The 11919-nt window shown below is 65.9% G+C and carries 11 protein-coding genes; 9 read left to right on the top strand and 2 right to left on the bottom strand.

Translation table 11 applies throughout. The annotated features are described in order from the left end of the window. Window positions 1-18: 18 nt before the first annotated feature. Entirely contained in the window at window positions 19-969 is a 951-nt protein-coding gene (locus LDN82_RS00455) for a glycosyltransferase family 9 protein (RefSeq protein WP_224094578.1), read from the bottom strand. A gap of 108 nt (window positions 970-1077) precedes the next feature. On the opposite strand from LDN82_RS00455, the gene LDN82_RS00460 reads away from it, so the two are divergent. The 7 genes from LDN82_RS00460 (at window position 1078) to LDN82_RS00490 (ending at window position 8025) form a co-directional block, all read left to right on the top strand. After that, window positions 1078-1665 carry an HAD-IIIA family hydrolase gene (locus LDN82_RS00460; RefSeq protein ID WP_224165985.1) on the top strand — a complete coding sequence of 196 codons (588 nt, stop codon included), beginning with the start codon at window positions 1078-1080 and terminating at the stop codon, window positions 1663-1665. Beyond that, window positions 1662-2750, top strand: coding sequence for a glycosyltransferase family 9 protein (locus LDN82_RS00465; RefSeq protein WP_224165986.1), 1089 nt, complete (start codon window positions 1662-1664; stop codon window positions 2748-2750). Before LDN82_RS00460 ends, LDN82_RS00465 begins: the two co-directional genes overlap by 4 nt. After that, window positions 2747-3868, top strand: a complete 1122-nt coding sequence (locus tag LDN82_RS00470; protein WP_224165987.1) for a glycosyltransferase — start codon at window positions 2747-2749, stop codon at window positions 3866-3868. The genes LDN82_RS00465 and LDN82_RS00470 overlap by 4 nt, the downstream gene beginning before the upstream one ends. Next, complete coding sequence (locus LDN82_RS00475) at window positions 3865-5133, top strand: glycosyltransferase (protein ID WP_224165988.1); 1269 nt, start codon at window positions 3865-3867, stop codon at window positions 5131-5133. Before LDN82_RS00470 ends, LDN82_RS00475 begins: the two co-directional genes overlap by 4 nt. A gap of 113 nt (window positions 5134-5246) precedes the next feature. Then, a complete protein-coding gene (locus LDN82_RS00480) occupies window positions 5247-5849 on the top strand; it encodes an SIS domain-containing protein (RefSeq protein WP_224167606.1) in 603 nt (200 codons plus the stop codon). Further along, entirely contained in the window at window positions 5846-7288 is a 1443-nt protein-coding gene (locus tag LDN82_RS00485; RefSeq protein ID WP_224165989.1) for a PfkB family carbohydrate kinase, read from the top strand. Before LDN82_RS00480 ends, LDN82_RS00485 begins: the two co-directional genes overlap by 4 nt. Before the next feature lie 41 nt (window positions 7289-7329). Beyond that, window positions 7330-8025, top strand: a complete 696-nt coding sequence (locus LDN82_RS00490; RefSeq protein WP_223947500.1) for an SDR family oxidoreductase — start codon at window positions 7330-7332, stop codon at window positions 8023-8025. On the opposite strand, the gene LDN82_RS00495 is transcribed toward LDN82_RS00490, so the two are convergent. Then, window positions 7991-9154, bottom strand: a complete 1164-nt coding sequence (locus LDN82_RS00495) for a glycosyltransferase family 9 protein (protein ID WP_224165990.1) — start codon at window positions 9152-9154, stop codon at window positions 7991-7993. The two genes, LDN82_RS00490 and LDN82_RS00495, sit on opposite strands and share 35 nt — an antisense overlap. Window positions 9155-9268: 114 nt before the next feature. On the opposite strand from LDN82_RS00495, the gene rfaE2 reads away from it, so the two are divergent. Both rfaE2 and LDN82_RS00505 read left to right on the top strand, forming a co-directional pair. Further along, entirely contained in the window at window positions 9269-10846 is a 1578-nt protein-coding gene (gene rfaE2, locus LDN82_RS00500) for a D-glycero-beta-D-manno-heptose 1-phosphate adenylyltransferase (RefSeq protein WP_224094586.1), read from the top strand. 33 nt (window positions 10847-10879) lie between these two features. After that, a complete protein-coding gene (locus LDN82_RS00505) occupies window positions 10880-11914 on the top strand; it encodes an NAD-dependent epimerase/dehydratase family protein (RefSeq protein ID WP_224165991.1) in 1035 nt (344 codons plus the stop codon). Window positions 11915-11919: the final 5 nt, after the last annotated feature.

Genomic DNA, 11919 nt, shown 5'->3' on the forward strand with positions numbered 1-11919 from the left:
CCACCAAGAGCCCAGGAGTCAGCAGCCCAACCCTCCCACCGCATCCAACACATCACGGACGGTCACGGCAAGGAGCGCAGGATCGGGATCGGCGGCGAAAACGTCACCGCGGCGAAGTTCGACGGCGGTAAGCACCACGTGCGGTCCCGGCGGTGGACCCCATTCTTCAGGGGGAGCGGGGCCGAACAGGACCACGGAGGGCCGGGCATACGCGGACGCCAGGTGTGCGGCGCCGGTGTCCGCCGAAACGACGAGCCGGGCATCCGCAATGGTCGCCGCGAACTCTGCGAGGCCCTGCCGCCCGGCCAGCACGCCGCCGTCGAGGTTTGCTCCGTTGAGTTTTGCCAAGGCGGCGGTCTCCACTGCCCGCCCGCGCTCGGACGTGCCCCCGGTCAGCACGACGTCGTGCCCTGCCCGGGAGAGCTCGACGGCCACTTCGGCGAACCGCTCTATGGGCCAGAGCCTGCTGCCATACGCGGCGCCCACATGGATGACCGTGGCGCCAGGCCGGGGCGAGGGAATGCTCGGCCTGTTGAGCCGGTAATCCAAGGGATCGGCGTCGATGCCGTGCCAGTTCAGGAGGCGGGTCCAGCGTTCGCGTTCAGGGATGCCGGTTGTCCATTCAGGTCCGTCGAGCCCGGGAGCTTGGTACGCGAGCACCCGCCTTGCCCGAAGTTCATTGATGCGCTGCCGGCTTTCGGGTCCGTTTCCGTGCAGGTTAACGGCGATGTCGACGGCGCCCGGGGCGATGTTCAGTGGATCATCAAGGCCCGGCGTGGGGAGGTGGTCGATGCCGCCCACCAGTTCCAAGGCCTCCGCAATCCAGGCCGGTGCGGCGTACAAAATGCGGTGCTCGGGGAATGCCCGGCGCAGGCCGCGAAGCGCCGGAACGGCAACAAGCAGGTCCCCTAGTTTCAAGGCGCGCAAGGCCAGCAGCAGGGGTTGTCCGTTCATTTCGGCTGTGTCCATGGTGGCCTCCCGCTAGGAGTCTAGCGGCCAATGCAGGTGCTGGCTCCGCAGGGAAACTTCTCGTCGTCACGCTGTTTAGTGTCGGGAGAACTGGGGAACGTTGCGGGTATGGGAGGAACTGGAACGTTGAAAGCGGTCCTGTTTGACCGCGATGGAACGCTCGTCGTTGACGTGCCCTATAACGGCAACCCGCAACTGGTGCGGCCCATGGATTCTGCCCGTTCGGCTCTTGAGCAGGTACGCCGCGCGGGACTGGCGACAGGGGTGCTGAGCAACCAGTCGGGTGTTGCCCGTGGCCTGTTGACGTTGAATCAGGTCCACGCCGTGAACCGGCGCGTTGAGGAGCTTCTGGGCCCGTTCGATGTGTGGGAAATCTGCCCGCATGGCCCGGCCGATGGCTGTACCTGCCGTAAGCCCGCGCCGGGAATGATTCTCGCCGCATGCAGCACGTTGGGGCTGCACCCGTCCCAGGTGGCCTTCGTTGGGGACATCGGTGCCGACGTCGAAGCAGCGACGGCAGCCGGCTCGCGGTCCGTACTGGTGCCCACCCACGTCACGCGGTCCGAGGAAATTGAGGCGGCGGGGGTGGTCGCGGAGAACCTGTTGGCCGCCGTCGGGCTGTTGCTGGATGCCGCGACAGGCACGACAGGAGGGGAATTCCCGAAACCCGACGCCAGGCAGGATTCACCCGTATGAGCCGCGTCCTGGTAGCCCGACTGGACAGCATGGGCGATGTGCTCCTCGCTGGACCCGCCCTGCGTGCCGTGGCGAATGGAAGCAGGCCGGACGGCAGCAGACGCAACGACGTCGTCTTGCTCTGCGGCCCCGAGGGCGCCGGCGCGGCGGAGATGCTGCCCGGAGTCACCCAGGTCCACACGTGGCCGTGCCCATGGATCGTGAATCCGGCGCCGGCCGTGACGCCTGAGCTGACCAATAGCCTGATCGAGTTCGTCCGCAGCTCCAGGATTGAGGAAGCCGTGATCCTCACGTCCTTCCACCAGTCCCCGCTTCCGTTGGCACTGTTGCTGCGGCTGGCAGGCGTCAAGCGCATCACGGGCGCCTCCACTGACTACGCCGGCTCCCTGCTGGACGTCCGGTTGAAACCCGGGGAAGACTTCGCCGAGGACCAGCCCGAAGTTGTGCGGGCGCTGGGGATTGCGCAGGCAGCTGGCTTCCAGCTTCCCCGGGGCGACGACGGCAAGCTCCACATCAACCCGCTGGACGAACCCGGGGAGCTGGTGGACGAACTCACCCAAAAGGGCCCGTACATCGTGGTCCACCCGGGCGCGGCTGCTCCGGCGAGGGCGTGGCCTGCACTCCACCACGCAGCCACGGTGGAACTCCTTGAAGCGTATGGGCACCGGGTGGTGGTCACGGGAGGGCCGGGCGAAACATCGCTGACGGCAACCGTGGCAGGACCCTCGGCACACAATCTCGGCGGCACCACAGACTTGCGGACACTGGCAGCGGTACTCGCGGGCGCCGCCGTCGTGGTCACCGGCAACACGGGTCCCGCCCACTTGGCGGCAGCGGTCGGAACTCCGGTGGTGTGCCTGTTTTCCCCTGTGGTTCCTGCGATCCGCTGGGCGCCCTACGGCGTTCCGATGGAATTGCTCGGCGACCAGGAAGCAGCATGCAGGAACACGCGGGCACGCATCTGCCCGGTACCGGGGCACCCGTGCCTTAGCTCAGTTACCCCGGAACAAGTCCTTGAGGCGGTGGAACGGCTGTTGGGGGGAGTGTCCTCGCTCAGCACCCGAAGAAAGGTGTGGAAACCATGAGGATCCTGGTCTGGCATGTCCACGGAGGATGGATGGAGGCCTTCGTCAGGGGGCGGCACGAATACCTCCTTCCGGTAGAACCCGACGGCGGTGCGTGGGGTTTGGGGCGGGGCGGCAGGGAGTGGCCGGTCGCCGCGCAGGAGATTGACCTGGACACCGTTGATCCGGACAGCGTGGACGTGGTGGTCCTGCAACGTCCGGAGGAGATCGCCGCAGTTGCCCGGAAGCTGGGTCGAAGGCCCGGAGTGGACCTGCCTGCCGTCTACGTTGAACACAACACGCCCAAAGGCGATGTCCCGTTCACTCTCCATCCACTGGCCGATCAGCACGGTATCCCCGTGGTTCATGTGACGCACTTCAACCAGCTCTTCTGGGACACCGGATCCACGCCAACAGTGGTCATCGAGCACGGCATCCCGGATCCCGGCCGGCTTTATACCGGTGAACGCGAAGAGATGGGGGTGGTGGTCAACGAACCCGTCCGTCGCGGCCGGGTGACGGGCACGGACCTCCTCCCGGGCTTCGCCGGAGTAGGGCCCTTGCGGGTGTTCGGGATGGGGACGGAAGCCCTGCCCGAAGCGCTGAACCTGAAGGGGTTCGGCCTGAGCGAGGAGCGCCTGCGGATTTCCGGGGACGTACCCGCGCCCCGGCTGCATCAGGAACTCGCCCGCTGCCGGCTCTACCTGCATCCCCTCCGTTGGACATCCCTCGGGTTGGCCTTGCTCGAAGCCATGCACCTGGGAATGCCGGTCCTGGCACTGGCGACCACTGAGGCGACCCGGGCTATCCCGCCGGGAGCAGGTCTTGTTTCGAACAACGTGGACGAACTCCAACGGTTTGCGCGGTGCCTGCTGGACGAGCCCGGTGACGCCTATGCGATGGGGATGGTGGCCCGGGCCGCAGCCTTGGAACGCTATGGGCTCGGGAAATTCCATCAGGCCTGGGACGAACTCCTGGCGGATCTCCCCACGGCCCGCCCCTCGCCTGCCCATACCCGTCTTCCTGAAAAGCAGATCCCCGAACAGCAGGTCCCGAATAAACAGCTCCCCGACACGGAACGCCGCCCGCAACCCGGTTCGGAGTCCGTCAGCCATGACACAGAGAGGACGCACCCATGAAAATCTCCATGGTTTCCGAACACGCCAGTCCATTGGCCGCCTTGGGAGGTGTGGACGCCGGGGGGCAAAACGTCCATGTGGCGGCCCTTTCATCAAGTCTTGCCAGCCGTGGCCATCAAGTCACCGTGTACACGCGGCGGGATGACCCGGATCTTCCTGCAAAGGTGCAGGTCGCGCCGGGACTCACCGTCGTCAACGTTGACGCCGGCCCTGCCCGCCACATCCCCAAGGACGAGCTGCTTCCTTTCATGGGTGAGCTCGCCGACGGCATCTGCCGGGACTGGGCCGGCTCGGTCCCGGACGTTGTCCACGCGCATTTCTGGATGTCCGGACTGGCCGCGATCCAGGCTTCCAGGCGGGCCGGTGCCGCCGAGCCCATTGCGGTGGTCCAGACATTCCACGCACTGGGTTCGGTCAAGCGCAGGCACCAAGGTTCAGCGGACACCAGCCCACCCGCACGTGCATGGCTGGAACCGTGGGTAGGGCGCACGGCAGACTGGGTGATCGCCACCTGCCCTGACGAGGTCTTTGAGCTCAAAGCGCTGGGCATTGGCAGGTCGAGGATCTCCATCGCACCATGCGGGGTGGACCTCAACCTCTTCCCGGGCACTGGAGAACCAGAGAATAAGTCCCCCGCGCACCGCATCCTCAGTGTCGGCCGCCTGGTTCCCAGGAAGGGCGTGGATCTGGTGATCCAGGCACTGCCCCTCCTTGCTGAAGCCGGTTTCGACGACGTCGAGCTCCTCATCGTCGGAGGCTCCGGCGACGCCCTGAACCTGGAAGAGGATCCGGAAGCCCAGAGGCTTCGCGCCTTGACCAAGGAACTCGGCGTTGAGGACAAGGTCACCATGCGGGGACAGGTACCGCGCGACGCCATGCCCGGAATCTTCCGCAGCGCAGACGCCGTGGTCTGCACGCCGTGGTACGAACCGTTCGGCATCGTTCCCCTCGAAGCCATGGCCTGCGGGGTGCCCGTGGTGGCCGCGGCCGTCGGCGGACTCCGGGAGACCGTCGTCGACCAGAAAACCGGACTGCACGTACCGCCGCGGGACCCGGAAGCAATCGCCGACGCCGTGGGGCGGCTCCTCGCCGACCCCGCCTTGCGTGCCGAAATGGGCCGGGCCGGAAACCGCCGCGCCCGCTCGCGCTACTCCTGGGACCGCATCGCCGCGGACACCGAGAAAGCGTACCGGTCCGTCTTGGCCGCGGGGTTGTCCCGGCAAGCCGGAGAAGGCCTGGAACCACTGGAAGGAACAGCGCTGTGACTACAGAATCGACAGTTCCCAAGAGAATCACGCGGAACACGCAGCCCGTCCCGGATACCGTGCCCGCAGGCTGGAGCGGGTCTACAAGCTCAACAAACACCCGTGAACCACAGATCGCCTCAGAGGTCGCCGCACACCTGGACAACGTACTGCCAGCGCTCGAGTCCCTGCGCTCGCAGGCCGCCCGCCTTTCCGAATGGGGAACCGAGCTCGCCCACCGTCTTCTGTCCGGACAACGGCTGCTGGCCGCCGGCAATGGGGGATCAGCGGCCGAAGCCCAGCATCTCACCGCAGAACTCGTAGGCAGGTTCGACGCGGAACGCGCACCCTTCTCCGCAATTTCCCTGCACGCCGAAACCTCCGCCCTCACGGCACTGTCCAACGACTACGGCTACGAGGAAGTCTTCGCCCGCCAGGTCAGGGCACACGGCCGGGCAGGGGACGTCCTCATCCTGCTCTCCACGAGCGGGCGCAGCCCCAACCTCCTGTCCGCCGTTCGGGCAGCAGGAGAACGCGGCATCACCACGTGGGCGCTGACCGGCGCCGGGCCCAACCCCCTGGCCGAAGCCTGCGACCAAGCCATCACAGTGGACGCCATCGCCGCCAACGCCCAGGAAGGCCACCTCATTGCCGTCCACGCTGTATGCCGCGCCTTCGATGCTGAGGTCGCGAGGCGGACGGGGCCGCGCCCGGCCGGGGACGGAGCCCAGCCATGAAAGTGACAGTCGTAGGTGACGTCCTCCTGGACGTGGACATCAACGGCACCGCCACCCGGCTCAGCCCCGACGCGCCCGTACCCGTTGTGGACGTTGCCCATATCCGGCGTCGGGCAGGTGGCGCGGGCCTCGTGGCTACCCTGCTTGCACGCGACGGTCACGACGTCGCCCTGGTCACCGCGGTGTCCGACGACGACGGCGCCAGCCACCTCAGGCGCGCCCTGGCCGGTGTCACCATACTCACCGGAGCCCCGCTCGCCCCAACGCCCACCAAGACCCGCGTGCGTATTGGGACCCATCCCGTGGTCCGGTTCGATGAAGGATGCGCGCCTGCCCCTTCCCCGTCATGCACCGCGGAGATGCTCGCTGCCATTGCCTCCGCGGAAGCGGTTATCGTAGCCGACTACGGCCGCGGAATCACTGCAAACCCCGACATCCGCACTGCGCTCGCCAACTCCGCCCGCCACGTCCCGGTGGTGTGGGATCCGCACCCTGCCGGTTCGGAGCCGGTGCCGGGTATCGCCGTCGTGACGCCCAACCTCGCAGAGGCGCGGGCCAAGGCGGGCGGGCGGCATCCGTCCAAGAGCACTGCGGAGGACGCAGGGAAACATTTGCTGGATCGCTGGGGCAGCCGTGCCGTCCTGCTCACGACCGGCGAAGAGGGCGCGGTTTTGGTGGAAGGTGCGGGGCCGGGCAGGATCATCCCCGCCCCAAAGACAATCGTGGACGATCCTTGCGGCGCCGGAGACCGCCTGGCGGGGAGCCTTGCCGTGTATTTGGGCCTGGGACTCGCGCTGCCTGCTGCTGCGGCCAGGGCTGTCGAGGATGCCTCCGCGTTCCTCGCGAAGGGCGGAGCCTCGTCCCTGGCCATGGATACCAGTACCCCCGACGCAGTAAATGGCAGCCAGCCAGGCAGGGCAAAGGGGAGTCCCGTCGTCGAGCTTTTTGGCCGCTTTCCGGGCGTGGAACCGGGCATCCAAGGCCTGGAACCGGGAATCCAACTCGCGCGGACAATCCGCGCGGGTGGCGGGACGGTCGTGGCGACCGGCGGCTGCTTCGACCTCCTCCATGCCGGTCACGCACGCACGCTGGCCGCGGCCCGGGACATGGGGGACTGCCTCATCGTTTGCTTGAATTCCGATGAGTCCGTCCGGCGTCTGAAGGGCCCGCACCGGCCGATCGTCAGCATGGAGGACCGGGCAGAGCTCTTGCTCGCGTTGTCCTGCGTTGATGCCGTGGTGGTCTTCGACGAGGACACCCCCGAAGCCTGCCTGAGCCAACTCAGGCCCGATATTTGGGTCAAAGGCGGAGATTACGAACCCCATGAATTGCCGGAAGCCAGCCTCGTGGCTGCGTGGGGAGGGCGTTGCGTAACGGTGCCCTTCCATCCGGCCCGCTCCACCAGCGGCCTGGCTGAAGCACTCGCCAAAGTCAGCTGAACGCAAGTCTCATCCAAGAATCGACCACCGAAAGGAACCGTATGAACACGCAAACTCCCGGCCGCGTCATCGTCACCGGAGGCGGCTCCGGCCTCGGCGCTGCAATCGTCGATGCCATCCGCGACGCCGGAGGCACTCCCTTCGTCTTCGACCGCAACATCAGCAACGTATCCGGCGCGAAAGCCCTTGAAGTCGACGTCTCCAACCGTGAATCAGTTGAAGCGGCTGTGAAGGAGGCAGCCGAAAGCCTCGGCGGCCTGGATGGGGTGGTGACGGCCGCGGGCATCGACCGCTGTGGCAAACTGGCGGACGTTCCCGCAGCCGAGTGGGAAAAGGTGATTGGAGTGAATCTCCTGGGCACCGTTTCCGTGGTCCGTGCGGCGTTGCCCTATTTGAAGGAATCCCGGGGCCGGGCGATCACCATCGCATCAACCCTCGGGTTGCGTGCACTGCCGGATGCCACGGCGTACTGTGCCTCCAAGTTCGGCGTCATCGGATTCAGCCGGGCATTGGCAGCCGAAACCGGGGGAGTCATTGGTGTCACCACCATCATCCCGGGCGGCATGAAGACACACTTCTTTGATGACCGCGACGAACAATACAAGCCTCAGGACGACTCCAAACTCAACGATCCCGCGAATGTGGCGCAAGCCGTGGTGTTCGCGTTGTCGCAGCCGTTTGGCAGCGAGGTCCGCGAGCTCCTTATTTGCCCCGCAGAAGAAGGCTCGTGGCCATAAGGTCATGCACGTCCTGAACAACGTCGGCCACGGCGATACCCCTGATCAGGGTGTCGTCGTGGCCGCAGTGCTGTGCAGACCAGCCCACCTGGGTCACATCGGCCCCACACACCGGGCACTCGGTCACCCACGACATGTGGACGCGGTGCAGGCTCCGGCCCCGGGGCCCTGCGTTGAAGACGTTGCCCACCCAGAAGATCCCCACGGTTGGTGTTCCAAGGGCTTGCGCTAAATGCCGTGGACCGCTGTCGCTGGCAAGCATTACGGTGGCCGCATCCAGGAGCGCGGCGAGTTCGCCGATCTCCAGTTCGCCGGCAACTGAGCGCACGGCATCTTTGTGCTGGACTGTCAGTTGCCTTGCCGCGAGTTCTGCCACTTCCTGGGCCAGCGCCTTTTCGGAGCGGTCACCCACCACCAACACCTGCGCGCCTTCCTGCGCGATGATCGCCGCAGCTTCAGCAAAGTACGACGCCGGCCATCGCCGCCGCGGATCGGTGGCACCCGGGTGGAGCACCAGGAGGGGACGCCGTTGGTTGAGCAGGCTTTCGACGCTTTGTTGGTGTTCGGGCAGGGGCCGCAAGGGTGGAGAAATGATGGTTGGCACTCCCGCCAAGCCCGCTACCTCAAGCCATCGATCAGGCTCGTTTTGGTAGTAGATGTAATCGAGATTCCGTTCCAGGGGCTCGGCGTCCTTTGTTCGGGTGCCCACCGTGTGCCGCGCCCCCAGACGGAGCAGGAAAGGGTTGGAGTACCGGCCACCGCCATGCATTTGCAGCGCCAGGTCGAACTTGCGGGCGCGCATGGCTGAGCAGAATTCTTCCTGGGCAAGTCTGTCGTCGGTGTCGTCGTTTTGATCGCCGTCTTTGTGGTGGCGGTCGCGGACGCCTTTGGCGAACGGGAGAATTTCCACCTCGTCAATGGGCCCATCCGTCCCGGCCGCCAAAGCCGCATGGATCGGCGTGCCCAAGAGCGTGATCGCGGCTTCAGGATAGGCCGCTTTCAGGGCATAGAGCGCCGGGTATGCGTAAATCACATCGCCCAGGCCGCCACCCCTCAAGACCGCAATCCTTTCCACATCAGGGAACTTTTCCAGCACCGGGCCAACGCCCAAATTCGGTTGAACGGCCATCTGGACTTCCCTTCGTCAAAGGTGCTGGAAAACTACCGGACCCGGCGTGTGAACCGCGGGCTGCGGGGTACCTGAGGGGAGCAGGAACATGCCGCCTCTACCGGAAGGTACCCAATGGCACGCCTATCCAATCAAGAAGGTTTGGCCGAATGGCTGCCGCGCCGCCTGGCCGAAGAACGGCCCGTTGTGACAGTTGTCGGCGACGCAATCCTGGACGGTTGGTGGGATGGGCTGATTGAACGCTTTTGCCGCGAAGCTCCCGCCCCAGTGGTCCAGGTCAAGCGCCGCGACTTCGCCCCCGGAGGAGCGGCCAATACTGCCATGAACCTGGCGGCCCTTGGTGCGGACGTCAGGTTTGTCTCGTTGATCGGCCAGGATGCTGCGGGTCAGGAACTCCTTGGGAGACTCGCTGCTGCCGGCATCGACATATCCGGCGTGGTGCAGCAGCCCGGCATGGTCACCACCACCAAGTTCCGGATAAGCAGTGCCGGCCAAGTGATGCTTCGCCTGGACGACGCAGCCACCGACGTTCCCCCGGAGGGCCTCCAGGAGTTGGCGGCCGCCATCCCGGGAGCGCTCGCTGGTTCCAACGCCGTAGTGCTGTGCGATTACGAGGCCGGCGCTTTGGAGGGGCCGGTCCGCGACGCTCTGATGGATGCCCTTGGACCCACCCCTAGTCCTCAGACTGGTTCCCACCCTGACTTCAGCCACAGGCAAGGCCCCCTGCTGGTGGTCGATGCCCATCATCCTGCCCGGTGGGCCGAACTCAAGCCAGACCTTGCCACCCCGAACGCCCAGGAAGCTGCCGGGCTGCTCGGAACAGAGTTCCCCGGTGGCGCTGCACGTTGCCCCTTCGTGGAGGCCCACGCAGACCAGCTCCTTCGCGCCTCAGGCGCGGGCGCCGTCGTCGTGACTTTGGACCGTGATGGGACGCTGACGCTACGTTCCAGCGATCCGGAAGCAAGCGGAGACGATATGAACGGATCCCGCGCCACCCACCGAACCTGGGCCAGGCCCGAAGCCGAGAAGCAGGCCTCAGGTGCGGGCGACACGTTCGTTGCCGCGCTGACCTTGGCCCGGGCGGCCGGGCTGCCCCTGACTACCAGCGTTGACCTTGCCCAGGCCGCGGCTGACGTGGTGGTCCACCGGCCGGGCACCTCCGTCTGCACCACCGAGGAACTTGCCCGCCACCTGGGCGGGTTCGCCGATACTGCGTTGACTGCCGATGAATTGGCCAGGCAGGTGGAAGCGCACCGCAGGGAGGGCCGGAGGATCGTTCTGACCAATGGGTGCTTCGATGTCCTGCATCGCGGCCACACCCGCTATCTGAACCAAGCCAAGCAGCTGGGCGATGTCCTGGTGGTGGCCCTCAACAGCGATTCCTCGGTGCGGCAGCTGAAGGGACAGGACCGGCCCGTGAATCCGGAGGCGGACCGTGCCGCCGTGATCGCCGCGCTTAGCTGCGTGGATCACGTCACTGTTTTCGACACCCCGACTCCCATCCCGCTCATCGAGATGCTGCAGCCCGATGTGTACGCCAAAGGCGGTGACTACACGCCGGAAATGCTGGCCGAGACCGCGGCCGTGGAACGCTATGGCGGCACGGTGACGATTTTGGATTACGTTCCCGAACACTCTACGACGGCGGTGCTGGAGCGTATCCGGTCCACGGGGGAGAATCCCCATGCATGACGGGGAATTGCAGGAGGGGGAAGGGAGAGTCTCATGCGCATAGTCATCACGGGAGCCACGGGCAACGCAGGTACGGCATTGCTGAAGCGGTTGCAGGCTGCGCGTTCGGAAGAGGGCGCGGATCTTGACCTCGTCGGGATAGCGCGACGCGAACCTGACAAGAATGCGGCCCCTTACAACGCAATGGAGTGGCACACGCTTGACGTCGGCGACTATAAGGACCGGGAAGCACTGGAGAACGCGTTCACAGGTGCCGACGCCGTGGTCCATTTGGCCTGGCAGATCCAGCCAAACCACAATCGCGAACTTCTGCGCCGGACCAACGTGGCGGGAACGGCGCACGTACTTGGCGCCGCCCGCCAGGCCGCCGTGAAGCACGTCGTCTGTGCCTCGTCCGTTGGTGCCTATTCACCAGCCCCCAAGGATCAACGGACCAAGGAAAACTGGCCGGCAGGCGGTATCAGGCGATCCCATTACAGCGTGGACAAGGCAGCGCAAGAGCGGCTTCTGGATGGCTTTGCCAAGGAAAATCCGGACATCGTAGTGGCTCGGCTCCGCCCGGCACTGATCTTCAGCGCTGAGGCGGGCAGTGAAGTGGGCCGCTACTTCCTGGGGAGCGTTCTCCCACGGCTCATTCCCCGCAAGCCATGGTTGCCCATTCTCCCCATTCCCAATGAGCTGATATTTCAGGCCGTTCACGCCGACGATGTCGCCGATGCCTACTGGCGTGTGCTGGAACGTCAGGCAGAAGGCGCATTCAACATCGCCGCGGAGCCCGTGCTGGATCCCAACGCCCTCGCCTGGATCCTCAACGCCCGACGGCAGTTGCCCCTACCGCTCCCGGTGCTGCGCGCCGTCGTCGAGGTCAGTTGGCGATTGCGCTTGCAGGTAACCGACGGCGGCTGGGTGGACATGGCGGCGGGCGCACCCATCATGGACACAAGCCGTGCGCATAGTCTGCTTGGGTGGATGCCGCACCGCTCATCATTGGAGGCGCTGACGGAAGTGCTGGAGGGTCTCGGTGCCGGCAAGGGGCGGAAGGCCTCGCCACCGTTGACGCCACGCTGATTCCT

The sequence above is a fragment of the Arthrobacter sp. StoSoilA2 genome (assembly GCF_019977195.1).
Classification (GTDB): Bacteria; Actinomycetota; Actinomycetes; order Actinomycetales; family Micrococcaceae; genus Arthrobacter.

What these genes read in the sequence shown, in the direction of transcription:
- LDN82_RS00455 (WP_224094578.1), bottom strand. Translation starts at nt 969, where the DNA reads ATGGACACAGCCGAAATGAACGGACAACCCCTGCTGCTGGCCTTGCGC.
- LDN82_RS00460 (WP_224165985.1), top strand. Translation starts at nt 1,078, where the DNA reads ATGGGAGGAACTGGAACGTTGAAAGCGGTCCTGTTTGACCGCGATGGA.
- LDN82_RS00465 (WP_224165986.1), top strand. Translation starts at nt 1,662, where the DNA reads ATGAGCCGCGTCCTGGTAGCCCGACTGGACAGCATGGGCGATGTGCTC.
- LDN82_RS00470 (WP_224165987.1), top strand. Translation starts at nt 2,747, where the DNA reads ATGAGGATCCTGGTCTGGCATGTCCACGGAGGATGGATGGAGGCCTTC.
- LDN82_RS00475 (WP_224165988.1), top strand. Translation starts at nt 3,865, where the DNA reads ATGAAAATCTCCATGGTTTCCGAACACGCCAGTCCATTGGCCGCCTTG.
- LDN82_RS00485 (WP_224165989.1), top strand. Translation starts at nt 5,846, where the DNA reads ATGAAAGTGACAGTCGTAGGTGACGTCCTCCTGGACGTGGACATCAAC.
- LDN82_RS00490 (WP_223947500.1), top strand. Translation starts at nt 7,330, where the DNA reads ATGAACACGCAAACTCCCGGCCGCGTCATCGTCACCGGAGGCGGCTCC.
- LDN82_RS00495 (WP_224165990.1), bottom strand. Translation starts at nt 9,154, where the DNA reads ATGGCCGTTCAACCGAATTTGGGCGTTGGCCCGGTGCTGGAAAAGTTC.
- rfaE2 (WP_224094586.1), top strand. Translation starts at nt 9,269, where the DNA reads ATGGCACGCCTATCCAATCAAGAAGGTTTGGCCGAATGGCTGCCGCGC.
- LDN82_RS00505 (WP_224165991.1), top strand. Translation starts at nt 10,880, where the DNA reads ATGCGCATAGTCATCACGGGAGCCACGGGCAACGCAGGTACGGCATTG.